The sequence below is a fragment of the Cupriavidus sp. SW-Y-13 genome, from assembly GCF_009793345.1.
Lineage (GTDB): Bacteria > Pseudomonadota > Gammaproteobacteria > Burkholderiales > Burkholderiaceae > Cupriavidus.
Genome location: NZ_WHLX01000002.1, coordinates 1649839 through 1675996, shown reverse-complemented (window position 1 = coordinate 1675996; position 26158 = coordinate 1649839). Strand labels below are relative to the sequence as shown.

The 26158-nt window shown below is 63.1% G+C and carries 20 protein-coding genes and 1 rRNA gene; 15 read left to right on the top strand and 6 right to left on the bottom strand.

Features of this window, described 5'->3' with window-relative positions; genetic code table 11:
• The first annotated feature begins 31 nt into the window (after positions 1-31).
• From rrf to GA566_RS23015, 6 genes are all read left to right on the top strand, one after another.
• Positions 32-144: ribosomal RNA gene (gene rrf, locus GA566_RS23040) — 5S ribosomal RNA — on the top strand.
• Positions 145-959: 815 nt separating this feature from the next.
• On the top strand, positions 960-2144 hold the full coding sequence (locus GA566_RS23035) for an efflux RND transporter periplasmic adaptor subunit (protein ID WP_160474125.1): 1185 nt from the start codon (positions 960-962) through the stop codon (positions 2142-2144).
• 26 nt (positions 2145-2170) lie between these two features.
• Positions 2171-5317: an efflux RND transporter permease subunit gene (locus tag GA566_RS23030; protein WP_137924564.1), complete on the top strand. Its 3147-nt coding sequence runs from the start codon at positions 2171-2173 to the stop codon at positions 5315-5317.
• The gene (locus GA566_RS23025) at positions 5314-6798 is read left to right on the top strand and encodes an AdeC/AdeK/OprM family multidrug efflux complex outer membrane factor (protein WP_137924563.1); all 1485 of its coding nucleotides are present in this window, start codon (positions 5314-5316) and stop codon (positions 6796-6798) included. The genes GA566_RS23030 and GA566_RS23025 overlap by 4 nt, the downstream gene beginning before the upstream one ends.
• Positions 6799-6926: 128 nt before the next feature.
• Positions 6927-8540 carry an MFS transporter gene (locus GA566_RS23020; RefSeq protein WP_370459341.1) on the top strand — a complete coding sequence of 538 codons (1614 nt, stop codon included), beginning with the start codon at positions 6927-6929 and terminating at the stop codon, positions 8538-8540.
• 52 nt (positions 8541-8592) lie between these two features.
• Positions 8593-9051, top strand: a complete 459-nt coding sequence (locus tag GA566_RS23015) for a MarR family winged helix-turn-helix transcriptional regulator (protein ID WP_137924562.1) — start codon at positions 8593-8595, stop codon at positions 9049-9051.
• A gap of 30 nt (positions 9052-9081) precedes the next feature.
• Here GA566_RS23015 and GA566_RS23010 read toward each other — a convergent pair whose 3' ends face one another.
• The 3 genes from GA566_RS23010 to GA566_RS23000 all read right to left on the bottom strand — a co-directional run bounded on the left by GA566_RS23010 (position 9082) and on the right by GA566_RS23000 (position 12486).
• Complete coding sequence (locus GA566_RS23010) at positions 9082-10428, bottom strand: cobyrinate a,c-diamide synthase (protein ID WP_137924561.1); 1347 nt, start codon at positions 10426-10428, stop codon at positions 9082-9084.
• Positions 10429-10562: 134 nt separating this feature from the next.
• Positions 10563-11225, bottom strand: a complete 663-nt coding sequence (locus GA566_RS23005) for a response regulator (RefSeq protein ID WP_137924560.1) — start codon at positions 11223-11225, stop codon at positions 10563-10565.
• Positions 11226-11532: 307 nt separating this feature from the next.
• Entirely contained in the window at positions 11533-12486 is a 954-nt protein-coding gene (locus GA566_RS23000) for a LysR family transcriptional regulator (protein ID WP_160474124.1), read from the bottom strand.
• A gap of 829 nt (positions 12487-13315) precedes the next feature.
• On the opposite strand from GA566_RS23000, the gene GA566_RS22995 reads away from it, so the two are divergent.
• The 5 genes from GA566_RS22995 (at position 13316) to GA566_RS22975 (ending at position 17669) form a co-directional block, all read left to right on the top strand.
• Positions 13316-13606 (top strand): transposase, encoded by a 291-nt coding sequence (locus tag GA566_RS22995; protein ID WP_137924558.1) that lies wholly within the window; start codon positions 13316-13318, stop codon positions 13604-13606.
• Positions 13607-13759: 153 nt separating this feature from the next.
• Positions 13760-14083, top strand: a complete 324-nt coding sequence (locus tag GA566_RS22990) for a hypothetical protein (RefSeq protein ID WP_160474716.1) — start codon at positions 13760-13762, stop codon at positions 14081-14083.
• Positions 14084-14192: 109 nt separating this feature from the next.
• Positions 14193-15551 (top strand): DUF3300 domain-containing protein, encoded by a 1359-nt coding sequence (locus tag GA566_RS22985; protein ID WP_160474123.1) that lies wholly within the window; start codon positions 14193-14195, stop codon positions 15549-15551.
• A 2-nt stretch (positions 15552-15553) separates the two neighbouring features.
• Entirely contained in the window at positions 15554-16420 is an 867-nt protein-coding gene (locus GA566_RS22980) for a DUF2950 family protein (RefSeq protein ID WP_237380592.1), read from the top strand.
• Between the two features lie 175 nt (positions 16421-16595).
• Positions 16596-17669 carry a PHB depolymerase family esterase gene (locus tag GA566_RS22975; RefSeq protein ID WP_160474122.1) on the top strand — a complete coding sequence of 358 codons (1074 nt, stop codon included), beginning with the start codon at positions 16596-16598 and terminating at the stop codon, positions 17667-17669.
• An 80-nt stretch (positions 17670-17749) separates the two neighbouring features.
• Here GA566_RS22975 and GA566_RS22970 read toward each other — a convergent pair whose 3' ends face one another.
• Positions 17750-19060, bottom strand: coding sequence for an MFS transporter (locus GA566_RS22970; protein ID WP_160474121.1), 1311 nt, complete (start codon positions 19058-19060; stop codon positions 17750-17752).
• Between the two features lie 312 nt (positions 19061-19372).
• Here GA566_RS22970 and GA566_RS22965 point away from each other — a divergent pair, with 312 nt between their 5' ends.
• Both GA566_RS22965 and GA566_RS22960 read left to right on the top strand, forming a co-directional pair.
• Positions 19373-23329, top strand: coding sequence for a DUF748 domain-containing protein (locus GA566_RS22965; protein WP_160474120.1), 3957 nt, complete (start codon positions 19373-19375; stop codon positions 23327-23329).
• A gap of 123 nt (positions 23330-23452) precedes the next feature.
• Positions 23453-23638: a rubredoxin gene (locus GA566_RS22960; protein WP_137924553.1), complete on the top strand. Its 186-nt coding sequence runs from the start codon at positions 23453-23455 to the stop codon at positions 23636-23638.
• Position 23639: 1 nt separating this feature from the next.
• Here the strand turns inward: GA566_RS22960 and GA566_RS32975 are convergent, their stop codons facing one another.
• Complete coding sequence (locus tag GA566_RS32975) at positions 23640-23804, bottom strand: hypothetical protein (RefSeq protein ID WP_171020357.1); 165 nt, start codon at positions 23802-23804, stop codon at positions 23640-23642.
• A gap of 29 nt (positions 23805-23833) precedes the next feature.
• A complete protein-coding gene (locus GA566_RS22955; protein WP_137924552.1) occupies positions 23834-24016 on the bottom strand; it encodes a hypothetical protein in 183 nt (60 codons plus the stop codon).
• 259 nt (positions 24017-24275) lie between these two features.
• On the opposite strand from GA566_RS22955, the gene GA566_RS22950 reads away from it, so the two are divergent.
• Positions 24276-24779 (top strand): hypothetical protein, encoded by a 504-nt coding sequence (locus GA566_RS22950; RefSeq protein WP_137924551.1) that lies wholly within the window; start codon positions 24276-24278, stop codon positions 24777-24779.
• A gap of 230 nt (positions 24780-25009) precedes the next feature.
• On the top strand, positions 25010-26158 hold the full coding sequence (locus GA566_RS22945) for a cytochrome c oxidase subunit II (RefSeq protein ID WP_137924550.1): 1149 nt from the start codon (positions 25010-25012) through the stop codon (positions 26156-26158).

The following is a 26158-nucleotide window of genomic DNA, read 5'->3' as shown; positions in this document are numbered from 1 at the left end:
TGACCCATGTCAGCGCAGGCAACCCCTTATGCCTGGTGACCATAGCGAGTCGGAACCACCCCTTCCCATCCCGAACAGGACCGTGAAACGACTTTGCGCCGATGATAGTGCGGATACCCGTGTGAAAGTAGGTCATCGCCAGGCTCTTATGCCCCAAAACCCCTCGACAGCTAACGCTGCGAGGGGTTTTGTCCTTTGGGCTCCAGGTTCTACATCCAGTTCTGCAAAGCCAGACCAGCTTCAAATCCGTAGACTTCAAATCCCTCGATACTGTCCTGCACGCGCAACACTCTGTTTCGCGCACTGCAGTGCGGAATGCCAACTGGCGGCATCCTCTGTCAACGGCCCCTTAACTGCCTCGAATGAAGTATTTCACTTCATTACGTCCTATTTTCTGTCATCCTGATTCATCTACGAACTGGTAGGATGTCATCCTATTGGAAGCATGCTTATGGAACTGACCCAGGGCATGGTACTCAAATGCTGCAGTGCCGCAGGGAAGAAGGCCGAACCCGGAGGAGGTTGGCGTTCAGACTTGCGGGTATTCGTGGGAATCTTCTGAATCGCACGTCTTTGTCGTCGCGCCGTCAGCAGAACTTTGCGAAACAGTCTATGGTTAGCATCCGACGATGCGATGTCTCCGACAGATGGGACACGGGCCGCGAACAACGGTCATGACAACCGTCGAGAATTGAGCAGTATCTTTTGAGAATACGGGGAGCAGGGCCGCCCAAGCCGGCAGTCCTGTGCCGGACGCGCGCGCGGCGTGTCCGGTGTGTGTTTTTCCTCCAGGCCAGCACGCTGGCGAAAGCAGGGGCTCATGGCGACAATCCGCTGATCACGAATCCGAACTCGTGCCTGGTGCAGGCACGCCAATTGCGTCCACGCGCGCCGTGGCGCCTCCTGGCTTTGGCCAGGTCCAAAGAAGAACTTTCCGTTTCATCCTCGAGGAAATCGCTATGCAAGCAATGCGCGCCAAGCGTGCTTTGATTCCAGGCATGCTGGCTCTTGCCGTCACGATGTTGGTCGCGTGCGGGAAAGAGAACAAGGCCCCGGCGGCCCAGGTGCCTGAAGTGAAAGTCGTCACGCTGAAGGACGAGACCGTTACGCTCGATACATCGCTGCCTGGCCGGACCCTGGCATATCGGATTGCCGAAGTGCGTCCGCAGGTCAACGGCATCATCCAGAAGCGGCTTTTCGTCGAAGGTAGCGACGTCAAGCAAGGTCAGCAGTTGTATCAGATCGACCCGTCCACATACGAGGCTACGGCGAAAAGCGCCGAGGCCACATTGGAATCCTCGCGGCTGCTGGCGCAGCGCTATGGCAAGCTCGTGGGCGATGAAGCCGTCAGCAAGCAGCAGGCAGCGGAAGCGCAAGCCTCGTTCCTGCAAGCCAAGGCTGCTGTAGATCAGGCTCACATCAACCTGCGGTATACCAAGGTGCTGTCCCCAATCTCGGGCCGTATCAGCCGTTCGCTGGTCACGGAGGGTGCGCTGGTAACCAATGGCCAGGCCAACGCGCTCACCACCATTCAGCAGCTGGATCCAATCTATGTGGACGTGACGCAGCCTTCCGCATCCATCCTGCGTCTGCGCAAGGAACTGGCGAATGGTCAGTTGCAGAACGCTGGCGCGAATGCCGCGAAGGTATCGCTGCAGTTGGAAGACGGCAGCACCTATCCGGAGCAAGGACGTCTGGAATTCACGGAAGTGGCAGTTGATCAGGGCACCGGTTCGGTAACGGTACGTGCCGTATTCCCGAATCCGCGCTTCGAACTGCTGCCTGGCATGTTCGTGCATGCCCGTCTGGCCGAAGGTGTACGGCAATCCGCGATTCTTGCGCCGCAACGTGGCGTGACGCGTGACCTGAAGGGTCAAGCAACCGCGCTGGTGGTGAATGGCAACAATGAAGTGGAACTGCGCGTGCTCAAGACCACCCGTACGATCGGTACGAGCTGGCTGATCACCGAGGGGCTGAAGGCAGGGGATCGCGTGATCGTGGAAGGGCTGCAGTTCGTCCGTCCGGGCGCGAAGGTCAACGTCACGGAGGCAACGCCAGCACAAGCCGGCGCGGTGCCTGCCGCTTCGACTCCTGCAGCCGCCGCATCTGCACCCGCAGCATCCGCGCCCGCCGCCAAGTCCTGATCCGGACTGTCGCATAAGGATTTTCCATGTCCAATTTCTTTATCGAGCGGCCGATCTTTGCGTGGGTGATTGCGCTCGTGATCATGCTGGCTGGCGTGTTGTCGATACGCTCGCTGCCGGTCACGCAATATCCCGCTATCGCGCCGCCCACGATCGCCATCTCCGTGAACTACCCGGGTGCCTCCGCGCAGACGGTGCAGGACACCGTGGTGCAGGTGATCGAGCAGCAACTGAACGGCCTGGACCGTCTGCGCTACATCTCGTCGGAGTCCAACTCCGACGGCAGCATGACGATCACGGCCACGTTCGAGCAGGGCACCAACCCTGATATCGCGCAGGTACAAGTCCAGAACAAGCTGGCCCTGGCCCAGCCGCTGCTTCCGCAGGAAGTACAGCAGCAGGGTATCCGCGTGGTGAAGTCGGTGCGAAACTTCCTGATCATCGTCGGGTTGATCTCGACTGATCCAAAGACCTCGCGCGAAGACCTCTCGAACTACATTGTCTCGAACCTGCAGGACCCGATCTCGCGTACCGCGGGTGTGGGTGACTTCCAGGTCTTCGGTTCGCAGTACGCGATGCGGATCTGGCTCGATCCGGCCAAGCTGAACAGCTTCCAGCTGGCCCCGCTCGACGTCAGCACTGCCATCAAGGCGCAGAACGTACAGGTGGCCTCAGGCCAACTGGGTGGACTGCCTGCCGTGTCCGGCCAGCAGCTCAATGCCTCGGTGATCGGCAAGACGCGTCTGCAGACTGCCGAGCAGTTCGGCAACATCTTGCTGAAGGTTAACGCCGACGGCTCTCAGGTTCGCCTGAAGGATGTGGCCGAAGTGGGCCTGGGTGGGCAGGACTACTCGATCAACGCCCAGTACAACGGGCGTCCGGCATCGGGTATCGCCATCCGCCTGGCGGCTGGCGCCAACGCACTGGATACCGTCAAGAACATCCGCAACACGTTGAACCAGCTGGAGCCGTCGTTCCCGCCGGGGATCAAGGTGGTGTTCCCGTACGACACCACGCCGGTGATTGCGGATTCGATCCACGAGGTGGTGAAGACACTGCTCGAAGCGATCGTGCTGGTGTTCCTGGTGATGTATCTGTTCCTGCAGAACTTCCGTGCCACGCTGATCCCGACGATCGCCGTGCCGGTGGTGCTGCTGGGCACGTTTGGCGTGTTGGCTGCGTTCGGCTACTCGATTAACACCCTGACGATGTTCGGGATGGTGTTGGCGATTGGCCTGCTGGTGGACGATGCCATCGTGGTGGTGGAGAACGTCGAGCGGGTGATGTCCGAGGAGGGGCTCGGGCCCAAGGAAGCGGCACGCAAGTCGATGGGCCAGATCCAGGGTGCGCTGGTGGGTATTGCGCTGGTGCTGTCCGCAGTGTTCTTGCCGATGGCATTCTTCGGCGGATCCACGGGCGTGATCTATCGACAGTTCTCGATCACGATCGTCTCGGCCATGGCGCTGTCCGTGCTTGTGGCGCTGGTACTGACACCGGCACTGTGCGCGACAATGCTGAAGCCGATCGAGAAGGGCGACCACGGCGAGCACAAGCAGGGATTCTTCGGCTGGTTCAATCGCGGCTTTATTCGTACGACGCAAAAGTACGAACGTAGCGTTGTGGGCATCCTCAAGCGCCGCGCGCCGTTCCTCTTGATCTACGTGGGCATCGTGCTGGTCATGGGCTTCCTGTTCACGAAGATTCCGACGTCGTTCCTGCCGGAAGAAGACCAGGGCGTGCTCTATGCCCAGGTGCAGACGCCGCCGGGTTCGTCGGCTGAACGAACGCAGGCGGTGCTCGATCAGATGCGTAACTACCTGCTGAACGACGAAGGCAAGATCGTCGAATCACTGTTCACGGTCAACGGCTTCAACTTTGCCGGCCGGGGCCAGAGCTCGGGTCTGGCGTTCATCCTGCTGAAGCCGTTCAAGGAGCGGGAGGGTGACGCCACCAGCGTATTCGACCTGACCAAGCGTGCGCAGGCCAAGTTCAGCACGTTCCGCGATGCACTGGCCTTTGCGTTTGCACCGCCGGCGGTGCAGGAACTCGGTAACGCCACGGGCTTTGACTTCTACATGCAGGATCAGGCGGGTCTGGGCCACGAGGCGCTGATGGAGGCGCGCAACAAGTTCCTGGCGCTCGCCGCCAAGGATCCGGCGTTGCAACGCGTACGTCCGAACGGTCTGAACGACGAGCCACAGTATTTGCTCGAGATCGACGACGAACGTGCGCGTGCGCAGGGGGTCTCGCTGTCAGACATCAACAGCACGGTGTCGATTGCGTGGGGTTCCAGCTACGTGAACGACTTCATTGACCGGGGTCGGGTGAAGCGCGTGTATCTGCAGGGCCAGCCCAATGCGCGGATGAATCCGGACGACTTGAACAAGTGGTTCGTGCGCAATGCGGATGGCGCGATGGTGCCGTTCTCGGCGTTCGCCACGGGCAAATGGGGCTATGGTTCTCCCAAGCTGCAGCGTTACAACGGTGTGCCCGCAGTGGAAATTCTGGGCGAACCGGCGGCGGGCAAGAGCTCGGGCGATGCCATGGCGGCGGTCGAGGCCATCATGAAGCAGATGCCGCAAGGGATCTCGTATTCGTGGACCGGTCTGTCGTATGAAGAACGGTTGTCGGGCTCGCAGGCGCCAGCGCTTTACGCACTGTCGCTGCTCGTGGTGTTCCTGTGTCTGGCCGCGCTGTATGAAAGCTGGGCGATTCCGTTCTCGGTGATGCTGGTGGTGCCGCTGGGCGTGATTGGCGCATTGCTGGCGACGCTGGGTCGCGGACTGTCGAACGACGTGTTCTTCCAGGTGGGTCTGCTGACCACTATCGGGCTATCGGCGAAGAACGCGATTCTGATCGTGGAGTTCGCCAAGGATCTGCATGACGAAGGGAAGGGCCTGGTCGAAGCGGCCGTGGAAGCGTGCCGCATGCGCTTGCGGCCCATCATCATGACGTCACTGGCCTTTGTGCTGGGTGTGTTCCCGCTGGCCGTGTCGCAAGGTGCAGGTTCGGGCAGCCAGCACGCGATCGGCACGGGCGTGATCGGCGGCATGATCACGGCCACCGTCCTGGCTATCTTCTGGGTCCCGCTGTTCTTCGTCGTCGTCAATGCGCTCAAGGAACGACGCGGCAAATCCGGATCGTCCTCCCTGGAAACGGGAGCCAAGGCATGAAAAGAACGCTAATTTATCTGGCCGCGGCAGCGGCGATGGCCGGCTGCAGCCTGATTCCGACCTATGAGAAGCCGGCGGCACCGGTGGATGCTGCCTATCCGCAGGGCGACGCGTACAAAGGCGCCGCCGCAGCTGGCGCGCAGACGCCGCCCGCAGTCGAACTCGGTTGGCGCGACTACTTTGCCGATCCGCGTCTGAAGCGGCTGATCGAGGTGGCGCTGGAGAACAATCGTGACCTGCGCGTGGCAGCGTTGAATGTCGACGCCTATCGCGCGCAGTACCGTATCCAGCGTGCTGACCTGTTCCCGGAAGTGGGTGCCACGGGACAGGGCACGCGGCAGCGCGTGCCGGCTGACCTGTCATCGACGGGTCAGCGTGTCATCAGCAGCCAGTACGGTGTGTCGTTGGGCACCACCGCGTGGGAGATCGATCTGTTCGGCCGTCTGCGCAGTCTGAGCGAAGCGGCGCTGGAGCAGTATTTTGCGAGCGAGGAAGCGCGCCGCAGCACGCAGATTTCGCTGGTGGCCAGCGTGGCCAACGCTTACCTGACGATGCGCGCCGACGAGGCGAACCTGAAGGTAACGCGCGAGACATTGGGCACCTATGAGCGCACGTACAACCTGACGAAGCGCAGCTTCGAGGAAGGCATCGCATCGCGGCTGGACCTGCGCCAGTCGCAGACGCAGGTGGAGAACGCGCGTGCTTCGCTGGCACGCTATACGCGCCTGGTGGCCCAGGACGCGAATGCGCTGACGCTGCTGCTCGGTGCGAGCATGCCGATGGATCTGCCCGAAGGACTGGGGCTGGATCAGAAGCTTGTGGCCGATGTACCGGCTGGTGTGCCGTCGGATTTGCTGCAGAATCGTCCGGATATTTTGTCGGCCGAGCACCGCCTGAAGTCGGCCAACGCCGATATCGGCGCCGCACGTGCGGCGTTCTTCCCGCGCATCGCGCTGACTGCCTCGGGCGGTACGGGTAGCCGCCAGTTGTCCGGCTTGTTCGATGCCGGATCCGGTACGTGGCTGTTCTCGCCGCAGATTACGGTGCCGATTTTCACGGCCGGCAGCCTGCGTGCGAGCCTGGATTACGCGAAGATCCAGAAGGACATCAACATTGCCACGTACGAGAAGACCGTGCAGTCGGCGTTCCGTGAAGTGTCCGATGGACTGGCCGCGCGCGGCACGTTTACCGATCAGCTCGATGCGCAACTGCGGCTCGTGGAAGCCAGCCGGGATTATTTCCAGCTGGCCGAAGGCCGCTACCGCACGGGTGTGGACAGCTACCTGACCTTGCTTGATGCGCAGCGACAACTGTTCACCGCGCAGCAGGCGCTGATCGATGCCCGCCTGAACCAGTTGACCAGCGAGGTCAACCTGTACAAGGCACTGGGCGGCGGACTGAACGAAGTTACGGGTGCTCCCGCACCAGATGCTGGCACGACGACGGGCAGCACGTCGCAGGCCGGCAAGTCCGCGTCGTAGAGCCACGCGGCACAAAGTAGACCTCGAAGAGGCAGCTCAGGCTGCCTCTTTTTTCTCCGGCAGATGGACGGCGCTCGCCCTATAATTCCGTAATCATTGATCGCACAATAATTGATCGGGCAATAGATATGGCTGTGGATACACGTCCGGCGCAGGGCGATGAGCCGAAGGTGCAGGATACGGGGCAAGTGTTGCCGTTCCGGGAATCGCTGTTGGCGATGCTGGGCATCGCGTTCGTGGTGATGCTGGTGGCTTTGGACCAGACCGTCATCAGTACGGCGCTGCCCACAGTGGTGGCCGAACTGCAGGGATTCGAATACTACGCGTGGGTCGCCACCGCCTACTTCCTGACATCCGTCATCACGGTGCCGATCTTCGGGCGGCTGGGTGATTTCCATGGCCGCAAGCCGTTCGTGCTCGCATCGATCGTAGTGTTTCTCGTGGCCTCCGTGTTGTGCGGGATGGCAACCAGCATGCCGTTCCTGGTCGCGGCGCGAGCCCTGCAGGGCATCGGCGGCGGGATGCTGGTAGGCACGGCGTTCGCCTGTATTCCGGATCTGTTCCCTGACCCGCATGTCAGGCTGCGGTGGCAGATCATGATGAGCACGGCGTTCGGGTTGGCCAATGCAATGGGTCCATCACTGGGCGGCATCCTGACCGAATGGTTCGGCTGGCGTGCCACGTTCTTCATCAACGTCCCGGTCGGGTTGATCGGGCTGGTCTTCGCGTGGCGCTATGTGCCGCATTTGCGCCAGCAATCGAACACGGGGCCGGTGCGCATCGACTGGCTCGGCGCGCTGTTGATCGCCGTGGGGCTGGGTAGCCTGCAACTGTCCGTGGAATGGTTGCCCGAGCGCGGTGCAGTGGTGGCGCTTGGCTTGATGGCCTTGTCGATTGCCGCATTCGTGGCGCTATGGCAGTGGTCGCGCCGCTGTGAATTCCCGATCTTGCCGCTCGAGATGTTCCGCAATCCCGGATTGGCGCCGCTGTTCGTGCTCGGCGTGCTGGGCGGATTCGCGATGTTTGCGCTGCTGCTTTACGCGCCGCTGCTGTTCCAAGGCGGCTTTGGCTATTCCCCGAAGGAAGCGGGGCTGCTCGTCACACCACTGGTGGTCTGCATTACCATCGGCAGCATCGTGAATGGCCGCATTATTACCCGCATTCCGCAACCGAATAGCATGCTGTATGCGGGATTCGCCATGTTGGCGCTGGCGTTGCTCGGATTGTCCCAAGCCACGCGAAGCATGCATCACAACGTGCTGTTGGCAATCATGTTGTGCGCGGGACTTGGCCTGGGTTTTGTGCTGCCGAACCTGACCGTCTTCGCACAGCAGGCTGCAGGGCGCGCGAACCTCGGTATTGCCACGGCGATGCTGCAATCGCTGCGTATGGTCGGCGGGATGGTAGGGACTGCACTCGTTGGCACGCTGGTCACGCGCAGCTATATGTCAGGCGTAACCACTGCGCTGGCTTCGGCCGATGCATCCAGCTACGCGGCGCGAATGACCGATCCGCAGATCCTGATCGACAAGGCGGCGCAGACGGAATTGCTGACCAACCTGCAACAGGCAGGGCACAATGGAGCCTTGCTGCTGGAGCAGGCGCGGCTGTCGCTGGTCAATGCGATTCACCTGGGTCTGTTGCTGGCGGCCATAGCAGCGCTGATCGGTATCTGGCGCACGCGCCGTGTGCCGCCGATCAAGCTGGAGCGGGCGCAGGAACCCGCGATGGCTGCGGACTGACGACGTCCACGATTTCCCGTACACGACTTCCCCGCCAACTGGAGATTCGACTTTGGAACTGGAGCGACAAAGCCTGGCCGTATTGCAACAGTTCGGACGCACATACCGGGCCTACGCCTCGGCGTTCGAACAACGCATCGGGCATCCCTTGCCGCGTTGGCGCATTCTGTCTGCGCTGTATGGCCACGAAGGCCCCATCGCGCAAAAGCCACTTGCCGATCGCGTGGGGATGGACCCGGGCGCGTTGACGCGCCAGCTCAAGGCACTGCAGGAACTCGGCTGGATCGAGCGTACGACGAGCGAGCGCGACAACCGGATGACCAACGTCACGCTGACCGCGGCTGGCCGGGAAGTTGTCGACCAGGCCATGCCACGCCGCTCCGAATTCCTGCAGGAAGTGCTCGCGAACGTGTCCGAGACGACGATGCACAACCTGTCGAAGGGCCTCGGCCAGCTTGAGGCCGGCATCGCCGATGCAGTGGCCACCACCGCCGAACGCGACGCCGCCTGAAGTGCGTTTGATCCCTCGATTGGCCCTCCGTTAAGTCCCGAGCAGCAGCGCGGCGATTGCCGCCGGATTCGACGGGAAATAGAAGTGGACATAGGAAGCCGTCAGGCTTCCTGCCCGGTACACCGCCTCACCTTTCCCGCCTGGTCGCGGCGATGTCGCCGATATCGCGGGTGCCAGTGTCGATTCCGTGGTCGAGTAGTGGAAGGTGTGCCCACGTATTTCGTTGCTTTCCGGCGGTAGGCCAGTCCACGGCAGCAAGGCCATCTGGTGGCCGATCGCTGCCAGCTTGCGTTGCATCGTCACCGTGCCCGGTAGCAGACCGGCCATCGCGTGCGGTGCTCCATCCCGATCCACAAGCGTTTCGAACAGCGCCATCATGCCGCCGCACTCTGCGAGCATCGGCAGGCCGGAGGCGTGCGCACCGCGCAGTGCCTGCAGCATGGACAAATTGCTGGCGAGCGCGGCGCCATGCAATTCAGGATAGCCGCCGGGCAGCCATACGGCATCGCACTGCGGGAGCGCGGCGTCATGCAATGGGGAGAACCACACGAGATCGGCACCGAGCGCGAGCAGCGTATCGACATTGGCGGGATAGATGAAGCGGAACGCATCGTCGCGTGCAATGGCAACACGTTTTCCGGCCAACAATGGTGGCACTGCCGCCATCGGCGCATGGCGGAAAGGCACCGCCAGTGGCAGCTCGGCCACCGGCAGCGTGGCCAATGCATCGGCCAGATGGTCCAGCCGCGTCATGAGGTCGGGCAGTTCGTCGGCGCTGAACAGTCCAAGATGCCGCTCCGGCAGACTGGCTTCGACATGGCGGGCCAACGCACCGGCCCATTTCATTCTTCCGCGGAGGCTTTCCTCCAGCATCAAGGCATGACGCTCCGTACCGACGCCGTTGGCAAGCACCTGCATGGCGCAGAACGATTCGCCATAGTTCGCCAGTCCGTGCGCAATCGCGCCGAAGGTCTGTGCCATCGCGCCGGCCTGAATCACCGCCAGAACGGGCAGGCCGAACAGTCGCGCCACATCGGCGCTGCTTGGCGTACCGTCGTGCAGTCCCATAACCCCTTCCACAAGGATAAGGTCTGCATCGCGGGCCGCTTCAGCCAGTCGCGCCCGCGCGTCGGCTTCGCCCGTCATCCAGAGATCGATGCTGTGTACCGGCGCGCCACTGGCGGCCGCCAGCAAGGTGGGATCGAGGAAATCGGGGCCGGTCTTGAAGATGCGCACGCGGCGTCCCTGGCGCGCATGCAGTCGTGCGAGCGCGGCAGTGACGGTAGTCTTGCCCTGTCCCGACGCCGGTGCGGCGACGAGCAGGGCGGGCACCGCGAGCGGGTTGCCGGCGAGGGGCGCGGTGGATGGAGATGACATGGGCGCTTGAAGGCTGGCAGATGGAAGGCTGGCCTGCAGGCAGGGATCGAGGGCCCGGCCTGTGGGCGTGTTTCGGCTGGGTCGGTGGTCGGGCCGACGGGTGGAGCGATTATAGCGAGTGGCTTGCATGGCATTCAGTTGACGGGAAGCACCAGGCCGTAAAGGGCGGCGCATTCGAAAAGTTCGCGGTCGTTTGTCACGCCCAGTTTCTGCAGGGCGCAGTTCTTCTGGCGGCTGATGGTCTTGACGCTGCGGCAGAGCGTGGCGCCGATCTCGGTCACGGTCCGTCCGGTCAGGTAGAGCCGCAGCACTTCCATCTCGCGCGCAGACAGCCTCTGGATGCCGTCGCGACCGCAGGGCAATACGCTGCGTAGATCCACCGGCGCGAGCACGCGCAATGCCGACTTGCCGATGTAGGTGAAACCTCGCTGCGCACGATTGATTGCCGTGTGGATTTCGTCCAGCGAGCAGTCCTTGAGCAGCAGTCCCTGCACGCGGGCATCGAGGATTGTCCGCAGCACCAGCGGGTTGGTGATCATCGTGAACACCACCACCGAGGTATCGGGATACCGCCGGCGCAGCGCAGAAATCAGCCGCACGCCATCGAGCTCGGCCGGACCCGGCATGTGGTAGTCCGTGACAACGATATCCGGCCGAAGCAGTCCGACCTGCTGCAATAGCTCTGTGGCGCTGACCACTTCGCCGCACACATCCCACCCGACCACCGCCTGCACCTTGGCTCTGACAGACGCCATGACGACGGGGTGGTCATCGGCGAGCAGTATCCTCAACGTCATCCATCGCTCCTGTCCTGTTCACATGGCATTTGCCATGGGTTTCGCATTGGGGGAAAAAGGCGCCGCACGCGGATTGACGCGCGGCGCAAACACGCAGCTACTGCGTGCTCGCGACAAGGCCGGATCAAACGGGGAGGCGAGCCGGCGCTATCGCGATGCACGATGAGAGTAATGCGGTGAGGCGCTCAACGAAGTAAGACGATTCGCAAAATGCGGGGAATTCGTGTGCGCAATCGCAGAGGAATGTGAAACGGCCCCGCGATGTCGCCATCGCGGGGCCGTTTGGCAGTGGGGATGCGGAGGCGTATCAGGCCACTGCGAGCGGCCGGACCGGTGGGCTGGCGTGGCGGCGTCCGTCGATGGCCTTGAGCGGATCGCGCAGTACCGAGGCACCTACCTCCATGATGTCGCGCAGTGCCGTGCGGTCTGCGCCGTGCTGAGGCGTCCAGAAATGCAGCGCGGCCCAGGCAGGGAAGCTGGCCGGCGGTGCCAGCAGCCGTGTCTTGCGATCACGGGTCACCAGCGGCACGTTGAAATCCAGGATCGGGCAGATGCCGCCCGCGGCGTGCAACAGCGTGATCTGCGAATGCCATGAGGGCACCACGGTCTCACGATGGCCGGGCGTGTTGGCCCGGCGTGCCAGGAATGCGTGCAGCGGGCTGCTGCTCTCGCAATCCTCCTGCAAGAGAATCCAGTCGCTTTCGGCCTCGTCGTTCGTGCCATGACGGTTGGCGCTGACCAGCCGGCGCGGCGTGGCCAGGATGCTATGCGGGATCACGCTGTCAGGAACGTGCGCACCATCGACTACGAACGCGCAGTCGAGCTCGCCGGCGTCGAGCGTGTCACCTAGCGACGCATCGGCGATCACGGGCCGCGTCACAAAGCTGTCATGCGGAAAGCGTTCGCATAACGTCGTGAGAATTTCGGTGATCACGGGGTCGCCAATCGAGGACGAAAAGCCGATGGAAAGTCGTCGTCCATGGGCAGCGCCAATCGCGGTGTGGTCATTGGCCTGGACGAGCTGGGTCCATTTGGCGAGGATCTGGCGCGCTGTCTGTTCGAGCCGCATGGCGTGAGGCGTGGGCTCCAGCGTGCCGTTACGCTTGACGAACAATGCATCGCCCGTGATTTCGCGCAGCCGGGCGAGGCTATAGGCCACGGTGGGAATCCGCCCCTGAGTGCAGGCGGCTACCGCGCTGAGATCGCGGTATTCCATGAGCAGGACGAACACATGCAATAACTTGGTGCTGACGTGGCGCATACTGACTTCTCCCGATCCGGTACTTCAATTTTTTTTCTTGTGACGAAGCACTGCAACTGCCTGAGAACAACGCCGATGCTGCGCAAGAAAAGACACGACAGCACGGAAGACCAGAACAGCTCGAACTGCAAAAGGGCGGGGGACATCCTGGATACGCCCGGGCATTGCCAACCGGTCGGTTGCACTCTCGTACAACCTCGGTCACCGCATCGCTTCGACAGTTGTGTCGATCGCGGGTGTGCTACGGCAGTGGCTCCTCTTCCTCAGGCCCGGACCCGGTGGCTCGCTGTGTCATCACCGTTGCCGGTGAGTGCCGCCGGACACCTGTCTGGTAACGCCGGGAGGCGTCTTTGCAGGTGTTTGAAATTTAGTTGTTGCGAGGAAATCTTAATACAACATTTAGCAAATCGCCAGAAAAGGTGTTCGATACGGCAATCCTGCCGACCTTGTGCAGATGCTTTGTTTGAACAAGCATACAAACGCGCGAACCGCGCTGGCTGGCCCTTGCAGCGGTGCGCAGCCATGTTTGCGTTGTTCCGCAGGGCGATACGTCAGGGCCCCGCTGAAGTTTGAATCGCTTGCTTTGCCTTCGCAAATTTCCAAATTGGAAACACGAAATTTGGTGCCGCCTCATGGCACGCGTGGCAAGGCATGAGGACGTTGACCGACGCCTGATTGACTGAGCCGAAGCTTCCAAATTGCTTAACTCGGGTCGCGAAGACACTGAATTCCGTTTGCGCAGGCAGTGGGCTACCTTACGGGCAGATGACGGGACAGGCCGGCAGGCTGATCGGCTCGCGTGCGAGCTGACCGCAGAGCGGAGGCATTGGTGAACAGGCGCTATTCGGAAGAGCAGATTCGCATGTACCTGGCCGAGGCCGCGAGTGGCGTCCCGGTACGCGAGCTTTGTGCGCGCTATGGATTCAGCGATGCCTCGTTCTACGGCTGGCGTGCGCGATATGGTGGCGCGCGCCAGGTCGAAGCCGTGGATCTGCGCCGGATGCGCCAGCTCGAGGAAGAAAACGTCCGGCTCAAGAGTATGCTTGCGGATGCGCTACTGCGGCTCGAGCTGCTGCGCAACCGTACCGGCCGCCGTGGTCATGGCAAGTCCGACCATTGATGCGCGCATGACGCGATCTCTGTCGTGTCAGACATCCTCCGTTCATGGCCGCCGGATTGTCGTTACGTGGCGATGCAGGCATCGCCACGCATTTGTGGAGTGTTTTCAGTGAGAAAGTTTTTGGTGGCCCTGGCTGCAGTGGGATGTGTCGGTATGTCCGGTGCCCCTGTCGACGTGATGGCGCAAGGCAAGCTGCCTGAGCCAATGGTAGCGCCCGCGCCGCCGCGCATGCTTGAGCTCGATCCCGCCACCTCCACGGTGGGCGATTCCGGCGCTACGCTCTCGACCTCCCAGCGTGAGCACTGCCGCCAGTTGCTCGACAAGATCAACGCGTTGCCCGCAGGATCTCAATGGTCACAAGGACAGTCCAGTGTGACCACGGCCGACGGACGCACCTACTCCACGCTGGAGCGCGCACCCGACCGCAAGCGGCTGGAGGAAGCCTATCGGCAGGAGTGCGCGCAGGCGCGCAAGTAGGTTCTGGCACGGGGCGGCAGGCAAGCGTTGGCAAGCAGGTGCGAGTTCGATAGTAGAAGGTTGCGGTGCGCAGTTGCGTGAGTCCATTCGTCATTGACCTGGAGCGAGCATGTTTCGCGTGCAACGATTTCTTGCCCGGTGGTCCTGTTGCCTGGGGATGATGCTGCTGGCCGGCACAGGCAGTGCGCTAGCGCAGGCCAAGCTCGACAAGCCTCATCTCGATCAGCTGCTGGCGCCTGTGGCGCTCTATCCTGATGCGTTGCTGTCGCAAGTACTGATGGCGTCCACCTATCCGGCCGATGTGGCAACCGCCGCGCAGTGGTCGAAGGCGAATGCGAGCCTGTCCGGCGACGCGGCAACAAAGGCCGTGGCCAGCGAAGGCTGGGATCCCAGCGTGCAATCGCTTGTGGCGTTTCCATCGGTGATGGACATGATGGGGCGCCAGCCGCAGTGGGTGCAATCGGTGGGTGACGCGTTCCTTGCCCAGCCCGACGATGTCATGGATTCCGTCCAGCGGCTGCGCGTGCAGGCGCAGCAGGCGGGCTCGCTCAAGACCACCGAACAGCAGAAGGTGGTGACCCAGCAGAGCGGCGGCACGACGATCGTCCAGATCGAGCCGGCCAACCCGCAGGTGGTCTACGTGCCGGCGTACAACCCCACGGTGGTCTATGGCGCGTGGCCTTATCCGGCCTATCCGCCTGCTTACTATCCGCCGCCGCCGGGATCGGTGTTTGCCACCTCGCTCGTGGCCGGCATCGGCTTCGGTCTCGGCGTGGCGGCGGTCAATTCGCTCTGGGGCGGATTCAACTGGAACAACCACGACGTCAATATCAACGTCAATCGCTACAACAACATCAACGTGAACCAGCGGCTGGACGTGAACCGCGCCAACGTGAACTGGCAGCACAACCCGGCCAATCGCGGCAACGTCCCGTACAACAATCCCAACGTGTCGAACCGGTTCGACGCACAGCGCCAGCAGGGCCTGGCCAATCGACAGCAGAATCGGCCGCCGGGCCAGACCGGCCAGTTGGGCGCCCAGCGTCCGGGGCAGGGTGGCGGCGGTGTGCAGAATCAGCGCGATGCTGCACGCGACCGCGCCGCGCAGTCGTTCCAGGGTCGAACCGGGCAATCGATCGAAGGGCACGGCGGGCGGGGCGTGAATCGACAGGCGGGACAGAACCCACGCGCAGCCGGTGCGGATCGCCAACGTGCCGATCAGGCGGATGCGCGGAACCGCTCCCGCAATGCCAATCGCGACAACGCATTCCGCGACGCGGGCAATGGAGATCGGCAGCGCCAGCAGGTTCAGCGCGGCAACAACAGTGTCCAGCGCACGGCCGGCCAGTCACCGCACCACGCCATGCCGCAGCGTTCCGCGCCGCAACGCTCGGGCGGCGGCGGGGGCGGCTTTCATGGTGGCGGTGGTGGCGGTGGTGGCGGACATCTCGGTCATGGTCGGAGATAACGATGATGCGTGAACAGACAAGTGACACCAGGCGTGCGCTGCGGCTGCGTCCGTTGCGCATGCTGGCGATGGCTGCCTTGCTGTGCGTTGCCGCACCGGTCATGGCCCAGGAGATGTTCCCGTCCCCCGAAGCGGCAATGAATGCGCTCGGCGATGGCGTGGCACGCAGCGACCAGGATGCGCTCCGGCGCGTGCTCGGTGCCCAGTACACCAGGCTTCTGCCGCCGCAGCTTGATCAGCAGGATGTCTATGACTTCCTTGGCGCATGGGCTGCGCATCATACGATCCGCAGCCAGGGCGATGGCGCGGCGAGTATCGAGGTGGGGCCGAGCGGGTGGACCTTTCCCGTTCCCATCGTCAAGCGTCAAGCAGGCTGGCAGTTCGACCTGCAGGCCGGTGAGCGCGAAGTCCGGGTGCGGCGAATCGGCCGCAACGAAATTGTGGCGATGGACACGCTGTTGCAGCTGGCCGACGCACAGCAGCGTTATGCCGAGCAGGTTGGCAATGGGGCATATGCCCGGCAACTGGTCAGCACACCGGGCAAGACCAACGGTCTTTATTGGCCATCGGCCTCGATAGATACCGACAGTCCGCTGGGGCCGGACGCGCTGGCGATGGTGCCCGAGACGCCGCCTGACGAGGCGTTCTATGGCTATCGTTTCCGTGTGATCGCGGCACCTGCGGGAAGCAAGGCCAAGTATGGACTGCTTGCGTGGCCCGCCCGTTATGGCCAAACCGGCGTACACACCTTTCTGCTCGATAGCGACCGGAATTTTTATCAGCGTGACTTCGGTAGCGCCACCGCAAGCCGGGCGGGCGGCATCCGCTCGCTTTCTACCGAGGGCTGGACGCCGGTAGCGGAGCGGTAGTTCGTGTCAGGCGCTGCGCCGGGGCTGTGTAATCGGCACCCGACAAAGGCCGGAATTGTTTCCTTTTCTCATGTTGCTTCTTGCAGACAATGGCGAGGATGGCGCCGTTTGTCTGTGTTATGCTGCGTCGCACAATAAGGAGGAGCCACGTTCACAGACGAGCAGGAGTCTTCACATGGCGAAAAGCCTGTCTCCGGCCTGGGATACGCAATGGCGCCGCTTGGGCCGAGCGCAGTACCGGGCCTTGCAAAAATCAGGATCCTGGCTGGAACGGATCGATTTTCCGTTTTCGGCCCCTGTCCGGGCGCGACATCCCGCGCCAGGCCAACCCGCACCTCACGACCTGCCCGGCGCATGGCAGGAGCTCAGGCTTCCGCTGGCGCCGCTGCCTGGCGAACTGGTGCCGCAGCTTTCCTATCGGCTCTACATTCCGTCCCGCGCCAAGGGTGCATTGCCCGTGATGGTGATGCTGCACGGCTGCCAACAGACCCCCGAAAACCTTGCCGCAGGCACGCGGATGAATGCGCTGGCCGAGCGCGAAGGCTTTATCGTGGCCTATCCGCAGCAGCCGCTACGCCGTTCGGTGCACCGTTGCTGGCAGTGGTTTGATCTGGGTGCCGGGGTTGGCGGGCGGGAGGCGCAAGCCGTCTCCATGCTGATCGATGAACTGGCTGCGCGTCCCGATGTGCGTAGCGGCGAGATTTATCTGGCCGGCCTGTCGGCCGGCGCGGCCATGGCCGCCGTGGTGGCGCTGCGCTATCCCGGCAAGGTGGCCGCAGTGGGCCTGCATTCCGGTGTGGTGATCGGCGCGGCCGATACACCGGCCGGGGGCCTCAAGGCGATGCGCGAGGGGTCCGAGACAGCGCCGGCGATGCTGCTGGATGCGGCGGGGGTGACGCTTGGCGGTCCGGAAATGCCGGCCATCGTGTTACACGGTCTGGACGACGATGCGGTGAATCCACTCAATGGGCGGCTGCTGGCGCGGCAGTTCCTGGCCTACAACGGCCTGAGCGACCAGCTTGGGCAACGGCTCGATTGCGCCAACGATGCGCCACCCGTGGGCGAGGGCGAATGCCGTGAGGCGCGCTTCGGACGTTGGGGCCGCGATCTCGTCAGGCTCGTCGAAGTGGCGGGGCTGGGGCACGCCTGGAGCGGTGGCGATGCGGCGGTGCCGTATCACAGTGCCCTGGGGCCCGACGCAAGCTGGTTGATGTGGCAGTTCTTCCGGCAGCATCGGCGGATGGTTTAGCCAGGAATGAGCAAGAAAAAAAGGGGAAGGCTGGTGGCCTTCCCCTTTTTCGTCATCGCTTCCGGACGGCGCCGGTGCGATCAGACTGCGCGCTTGCGGATGAACAGGGCGGTGATGATGCCCATGATGCAGACGGCCACGACATAGTGCGCAGGAGCGAGCTTGTCGGTCTTCAGCATCAGCGAGACCACCACCGGGGTCAGCCCGCCGAAGATCGCGTACGAGACGTTGTACGAGAACGACAGGCCCGAGAAGCGCACCTGCGCCGGGAAGGCGTGGACCAGAACGTACGGCACCGCGCCGATCGTGCCGACGAAGAAACCGGCCAGCGCATAGAGCGGCAGCAGCAGGTCCGGGCGCGTGCCCACCGTGGTGTAGAGCGCATAGGCCGTGGCGGCCAGGAATACGCCGCCGACGGCCAGCGTCACGCGCGGTCCGATGCGGTCGGCCAGCACGCCAGCCACCACACAGCCCACCGACAGGCACAGCGTGGCCGCACTATTGGCGACAAGGGCGGTGCGTGGATCGAAGCCGAACAGGGTTTGCAGATAGGTGGGCGTCAGCAGAATCACCACGACGATGGCGGCGGACAGCATCCACGTCAGCAGAACCGAGATCAGCACGGCGCCGCGATGATCGCGGATCACGGCCTTGAGCGGCATTTCGGCGGCAAGCGCCTTGCGTTGCTGCAGTTCGGCGAACACCGGCGTCTCATGCAGCCAGCGGCGCAGGTACATCGAGCCCACGCCGAACACGCCGCCCAGGATGAACGGCAGACGCCAGCCGTGCGAGATGACTTCCTCGGGCGTGAACACGGCGTTGATGCCCGTGGCCACCAGTGAACCCAACAGGATGCCTGCCGTGAGACCGGCGGTCAGCGTGCCGCAGGCATAGCCGATGTGGCGCGGGGGCACGTGCTCGGAGACGAACACCCATGCGCCTGGCACTTCGCCACCGACGGCGGCGCCTTGCAGGACACGCATCAGGAGCAGCAGCATCGGGGCCAGCAGGCCGATCGTGGCGTAGGTGGGCAGCAGGCCCATCAGCAGCGTGGGCACCGACATCAGCAGGATCGACAGCGTGAACATCTTCTTGCGGCCGAGCAGGTCGCCGAAGTGCGCCATGATGATGCCGCCGAGCGGACGCGCCAGGTAGCCTGCCGCAAAGATGCCGAAGGTCTGGAGCAGACGCAGCCAGTCCGGCACGGATGCGGGGAAGAACAGCTGGCCGATGACCTTGGCGAAAAAGACGAAGATGATGAAATCGTAGAACTCAAGCGCGCCGCCGAGTGCGGCCAGCGCTAGTGTCTTGTAGTCCTGGCCGGTCAGCGGGCGGGCGGCGTGGCCGCCTTGCGCACCCATTGCCCCGGCTGTACTGCTGGAGGTGGACATGAAATGACTCGCATGGATATTGACTTCACATGCGAAGCGCGCAACACGGATAACGTGGAGGAAGACGGCCGAAGGGTGACAGCACGAACTTGGCGAACCGGGCCGGCGGATAGCTGGCGGGCACGACGGTACGCTTCGCAAAGGCGTAAAGATACCAGATTGGCATTTCCCATTACTTCGATTTTCCGCAACCAGATACTAAATCGCCCTTTGGGCTGCCATAATCCGTCTCCATAATACAAAAGCAAGTGAAATCCGGGGCACACAGCGTCCGAAACGAGTGCGGCGTGGGGTCAGACTAACTGAGGTGACATGGCTTTCAAGGATTCCATCCAGGCTGCGTCAGGCGCGGCCATGGCCACGCCACGCAGGCGCGTGGCGGTGCGCGTGGTGGGCGGCGTGGCGGCGGCGCTGGCGCTTTTCGGGCTGGCCGGCTATTTCGGCGGGCCGCCGCTGATCAAGTACCTGGTCGAAAAACAGGCGACCGAGGCCCTGGGCCGCAAGGTGACGCTGGGCGGCGCGCATGTGCAGCCGTTCAAGCTGGCCGCCACGCTGAATGACCTGACCATTTTCGAGCCGGACGGCAAGACGCCGATGCTGACGCTTGGGCAGGTCGAGGCCGATACCTCGGCGGCCTCCATCTGGCATCTGGCGCCTGTGGTCAATACGCTGCATGTAGACCGGCTGTCGGTGCATGTGGTGCGCGACGCCAACGGGCGCATGAGTTTTGCCGATATCCAGGATCGATTCGCCGCGCAGCCGCCGAAGCCGGCGGACAGCAAGCCCGCGAAATTCTCGGTCAGCAATATCGCGGTCACCAATACCAGCTTCCTGTATGAGGACAAGCGGCTCGATACCGTGCAGCGCGTGGAGAATTTCACGCTGACGTTGCCGTTTCTGTCGAACCTGCCGCACGACACCACGATCAACACGCTGCCGACGCTGTTCGCGAAGATTAACGGTACGCCACTGGCGTTGAACGGGACGGCGCAGCCATTTGCGGATACGCGCGAAACCAACCTCAACGTCAACCTCGATGGCCTGGAGGTGGCGAAGTACACGGCGTTCGCGCCAAAGCTCAAGGATGCCGAGGTCAAGGGCGGGCTGGTGGACACGCGCCTGAATATCGGCTTCCGGCAGGACAAGGACAAGCAGGACCTGTTCGTCGCCGGCACCATCACGCTGCGCGAGGCCGATGTGCAGACGCATGCCGGCGCGCCGCTGGTCAAGGCCGGGCGGTTGGTTGTCGATATCGGCCGCATCGAACCGCTTGCGCACAAGGCGCATATCAAGAGCATCGACCTGGAGGGACTCGGTTTGCAGGCCGCCCGGCGGGCAGATGGGTCGCTGAACCTGGCAACCGCGTTCCTGCCGGATGCCGCGCCTGTGACCACTGCCAATGCAGAGACGAAGGCTGCATCGGCGGCAAGCGCACCCGCACCCGCCTCCGCACCCGCCGCCGCAGGCGTGCAGGCGCCGCCGAAGGCAGAGGAGGTGCCGTGGTCGTATGCCGTGGATCGCGTCACGCTCAAGGAAGCGAAACTTGGGTTTGTCGATGAACTGGCGCCATCAGGGCCGGGCAAGCTCGATATCGGCCCGGTCAATGTCGAGGTGGCCAATCTGGCCAGTGCAGGAGACAAGCCTGCGAAACTCGACGCCAATATCACCATCGCCAACGGCCAGACGCTCAAGCACACCGGCGAACTGGCGCTCAAGGCCGGCACGCTGACCGGCACGCTGGAAACGGCGGGACTGCGACCGCAGGGGTTCTCGGCATGGTGGCCGCGCGAACTGCAGAGCCAGTTTGGTGAGACCGGCATCAATGCCGAACTGCACTACGCGATGACGTGGACCCAGCCCGTGTTCCAGTTCACGCTGCAGAAATCTCGGCTGGAACTGTCGCCGGTGTACGTCGCCACGCGCGAGTCCGTTGTGCTGCCGGCTTCGGCGGGTACGGATGGCAAGGCTGCGGTGGCGAAACCGGCAAACTCAGGCCGGAACGTCCGCACCGCGCGTATTGCGCGTGGGAGCCGTGCCGCCGATACGGAAGGCGCCAATCTGCCGCTGCTCCGCGCAGACAAGCTGGTATTGGACGATATCAATTTCGATCTTGCCAAACAGAGTTTCGAAGCCGGGCAGGTGGCATTGACCCAGCCGCAGATATCCGCCACACGCGATCATCGCGGACAGTTGCTGGAGATGGCGCGGATCTGGGCCAAGGAGTCTGCGGAGGATGTTTCGGCGCAGAAGCGCGTGGCCGCCCAGCCCGCACGGGTTGCCAATGGAAAGGCCGAGGCGCCGGTGTGGAAGGTGCGCATCGGCAAGGTTGCCGTCGATGGCGGCGCAGCGCGTCTGGCGGACTACGAGCCTGCTGGCGCCAACAACGGCAGACCGGTCATCCATCAGTTCCGCAATATCGGCCTCACCACGGGAGCCGTCACGTGGCCGCTGTCACCCAGTCCGTTGCCGGTGAAGCTGCATGCCGAAAGTGGCCGCAAGGGCGTGATGAATATCGATGGGCAGGTCATGCCGACTGGCCCCGGTGCGCAACTCCAGCTCGATGTGCGCGACCTCGACCTCGCGCCGATGCAGCCCTACATGGCTGACCGTTTCAATGCGGCGCTGCGCAGCGGCACGATGTCGCTCAAGGGCAAGCTCGGTTATCACCTGCCGGCCGGCAAGCCGATGGTGGTGCGCTTCAACGGCAATGCGCAGGCGGGCAACGTGCGCACCGTGGACCGCATCTCGGGCGAGGATTTCCTGCGCTGGCGCTCGCTCTCCGTGACCGGTATCGACTTCGGCATGGATGAGACGAAAGGGCCCATGCAGATTGGCATCAACAATGTGGCGCTGTCCGATTTCTACGCGCGCGTGATCCTCAATGCCAACGGGCGGCTGAACCTGCAGGACGTGATGGCCGGTGGTGCGGAGAAGGGCGAGGCCGCTCCGTCCACCAGCCTGACGCAGGCCAACCCGGCCGCGGCGCCCCCAGCCGTCAGCGCGGCAAAGGCGGCGCCGGCACAGGCATCGACGGGGCCGAAGCCGCAGATCCGGTTGGGTGGGGTGTCGATCAACAAGGGCAACATCAATTTCTCGGACTTCTTCGTCAAGCCGAACTACTCGGCGAACCTGACCGATATGAAGGGGTCGGTGTCGAAGGTGTCAACGGGAGATCCCACGCCTGCGGATCTCGCGCTCGATGGCCGGCTTGACGACGATGCGCCGGTCACGATCAGCGGCAAGCTCAATCCGCTGGGCGAGCAGCTCTATCTCGACATTGCCGCCAAGGCGGCCGGCGTGGAGCTGACACGCCTGACGCCGTATGCGGCCAAATATGCGGGCTACCCCATTACCAAGGGCAAGCTGACCGTGGATGTGGCGTACAAGATCGAGAATGGAAAGCTCGATGCACGCAACCACCTGTATCTGGACCAACTGACGTTTGGTGAGAAGACCGACAGCCCTGACGCGGTGAAGCTGCCGGTGCTGCTGGCGGTGTCGCTGCTCAAGGATCGCAATGGTGTCATCGACATCAACCTGCCGGTATCGGGATCGTTGTCCGACCCCGAGTTCAGCATCGGCGGGGTGATCATGCGCGTGATCGTGAATCTGCTGACCAAGGCGATCACGTCACCGTTCTCGCTGATTGCTTCCGCGTTTGGTGGCAGTGGTGAGGAGCTGGGCTATATCGAGTTCGCGCCGGGTTCATCGACGCTCAACGATGAGGCGCGCAAGAAGATCGAGACCGTTGGCAAGGCGCTTAACGATCGACCATCGCTGCGGCTGGAAATCAGCGGACGTATCGATCCCGCTACCGATGCGGACGGTGCGCGCCGTGTCTGGCTCGATCAACGCGTGGCCCAGGCCAAGGAGCGCGAACTGCGTCGCACCGCACAGGAAGGCAACCAGGCCGAAGAAGGCGAGGGCGGCGAACAGAGCGCGCGCGTGACGGTATCGAAGCAGGAGTACCCGAAGTATCTCGAAGTCGTGTACAAGCGCGAGTCGTTCAAGAAGCCGACCAATTTCATTGGCCTGAACAAGTCGTTGCCGCCGGCCGAGATGGAGAAACTGCTGCTGCAGAATGCGCCGGTCACCGACGCCGGATTGCGTGCGCTGGCGGAGCAGCGCGCGCTGGCCGTCAAGCAGTCGTTGGAGCGCGATGGCAAGGTGCCCGATGCGAAACTCTTCCTGACAGCGCCCAAGCTGACGGCCGAAGGCATCAAGGACAAAGGCTCGCCCAATCGCGTGGATTTCTCGATCCGCCAGTAATCGGAATGGCCGTGGCGTTTGAATGAAAGCTTCGAACGCCACGCCGCGCCGCGCCGTCGAAACCGCGTATCATTCGCCCCGGATTGAAATCCACCCTTTTTATCTATGACTTGGGAGCGAGTGTTGGAACAGGAAGCGATTGCCTACAAGACCTGGGTTTGCCTGATCTGCGGATGGGTGTACGACGAGGAACAGGGCTGGCCCGAGGACGGTATCGCCCCCGGCACGCGCTGGGAAGACATTCCCGAAGACTGGCGTTGCCCCGAATGCGACGTCAGCAAGGGTGACTTCTCGATGGTCGAGTTCTGAGTTACGTATGGCGCCTGGGTGCGCGTCGGCACGGCTCCGTGCGTCGGCGCGCCGTCTCGCAGCGGCGGTATCGCATGCGATACGGATGCGAGCAGCGCCACAGCGCTGACGCAATAGTGATCAGCAGCAGCGCCGCCATCGCGGCGGCGAGCATGGTCAGGGACATGACGCCCCCCTTCTCTCTCTCGAAGGGTGCTAGATCAGCAGCGGTATCGCTTCGAGTACCAGCACACCCATCAATACGCCGATGATGACGCCCGCACAGCGGCAGCTGATGCGCAGGGCTTTGGCGGCCACTGGAATCGCCCCCATCGCCAGTAGTCCGACGAGTGCCATGGGGATCAGAAATACAAGATCGTGCGCCTGCAGATGAAACATGGCGGTCTCCTGTCTTGCTTGGTATTTCCAGTATAGGCAGTGTGTGGCGAATACAAGGCCGCGCGCATCAGGGTTCTCCCGCGCTGTTTGAATTGGATCAAGATCTGACATATCGCCGCGTCACCGCAAGTATCTCCGGCGATACCTGGCACGCGCTTCCATGCTGCAGTGCAGACTGTGCAGTTGCTGACTGCCTCCGCAGGTGTCCTATGCTGGACGCATGGGGGCCATTGGCGGCCCGGGTGGAAGGAGAAGCGCTATGGAACTTCACATGCATTCGCACCATTACGTGCGCCGCTTGCCGGATTGGTCGGCGGCGGCGGTATCCGGCGTGGTGGCTGGGGCGTTGCTGTTGCTGATGGAGTTGTTCTGGTCCACGATGATGTCCGACGGCCACCCGTGGGGGATGACGCGCATCATCGCCGCCATCGTGATGGGACAGGACGTCTTGCAGACGTCGATGTTCAGCATTGGCACCACCGCTGCGGCGTTGATCATCCACTTCGCGCTGGGTGCCGTCCTCGGCATGATCCTGGCAATGATCATCGCCCCGTTCCAGCTCGATTCCAGCCTGGGGATGTCGCTGCTGGTGGGTGCTGTATTCGGCGTGGTGGTCTACCTGTTCAACTTCTACGTCATGACGGCCGCCTTCCCGTGGTTCGTGCAGTTGCGTGGCTGGCACACGGTGGCGAGCCACATCATCTTCGGGATGGCCATCGGCTTCTGCTACTGGAAGCTGGAGTCGCGCGATGTCTCGCATTAGTGACATGCGATAGCAGTTCGACATCGCGTCGGGCGCAAATGGCGGGCGGGCACGCAATGCCCCTCCGCCATTTTTGTTGCAATGCATCGCGTGCGCGCCGCCGCACGGCGTGCCGGCCATGTTGTCTTGCCGTGACCTGAGCCAATGCACTAGTCTTATCTCACGTGCCGTTTGGCACGTGCCTCAGCGGACGCACGCATGGTCCGCGCGCGTGAGCGGGGAGGGTGGACATGGCCATTGCCATCGCACTCGTCGTAATGGTGGTCGCCTCGGTGCTCTTCCATTTCCTGAGCCCGTGGTGGGCCACGCCCCTCGCGTCCAACTGGAAGCAGATGGACGACACGCTGACCATTACTCTCGTCATCACGGGAATCTTCTTCGTCGTCATCAACCTGTTCATCGGATGGATCGTCTGGCGCTACCGCCATCGCGACGGCCATCGCGCGCACTATGAGCCGGAGAACCGCAAGCTCGAACTGTGGCTGATCGGTCTGACAGCGGTAGGCATCATGGCGTTGCTGGCGCCGGGCCTGGTCGTGTATGCGGACTATGTGAGACCACCACGCGATGCCATGGTTGTGGAGGTGGTGGGATCGCAATGGCAGTGGGCGTTCCGCTTTCCGGGAAGGGGCGGGCAGTTGGGCACCAGCGATGCGCGGTTCGTCAACGGCACCAATCCGCTGGGCGTGAATCCCGACGATCCGAACGGGCAGGACGATGTGATCATCGTGGGTCCCGAAGTGCATCTGCCGCTGAACCGCCCCGTCAAGGTGCTGCTGCGTTCGAAGGATGTGCTGCACGATTTCTATGTGCCGCCGATCCGTGCACGGATGAACATGGTGCCGGGCATGGTCACCTCCTTCTGGTTCACGCCCACGGTGGCCGGACGATACGACATCCTCTGTGCGCAGCTATGCGGCGTGGGGCACTACAACATGCGCGGGCATATGGTGGTGGAGGACGGCGCAGCATTCGACGCGTGGCTCGCGAAGCAGCAGACGTTTGCCATGGCGATGGCGAAGGCCGCGCAACCGGTAGCTGCATCGCCGGGCACCGCCGCAGCGGGCAGCGTGGCCGAACAGGGACGCGCGCTGGCGCAGAGCAAGGGATGCGTGGCGTGCCACAGCGTCGACGGCACGCCGGGCGTGGGGCCATCGTGGAAAGGGCTTTACGGCAGCACGCAGACCTTCACGAATGGCAGCAGCGCCAGTGTGGACGATGCGTTCCTGCACACGGAGATTGCCGATCCAGCCGCACGCATCGTGAAGGGCTTCGGCCCCGTGATGCCGAAGGTGCCCATCACCGATGCCGAGGTTGCGGCGCTGTCCGCGTACATCCGCTCTCTGGGTGGCGCTGCGGGTTCGCAGGCGGGGAAATAG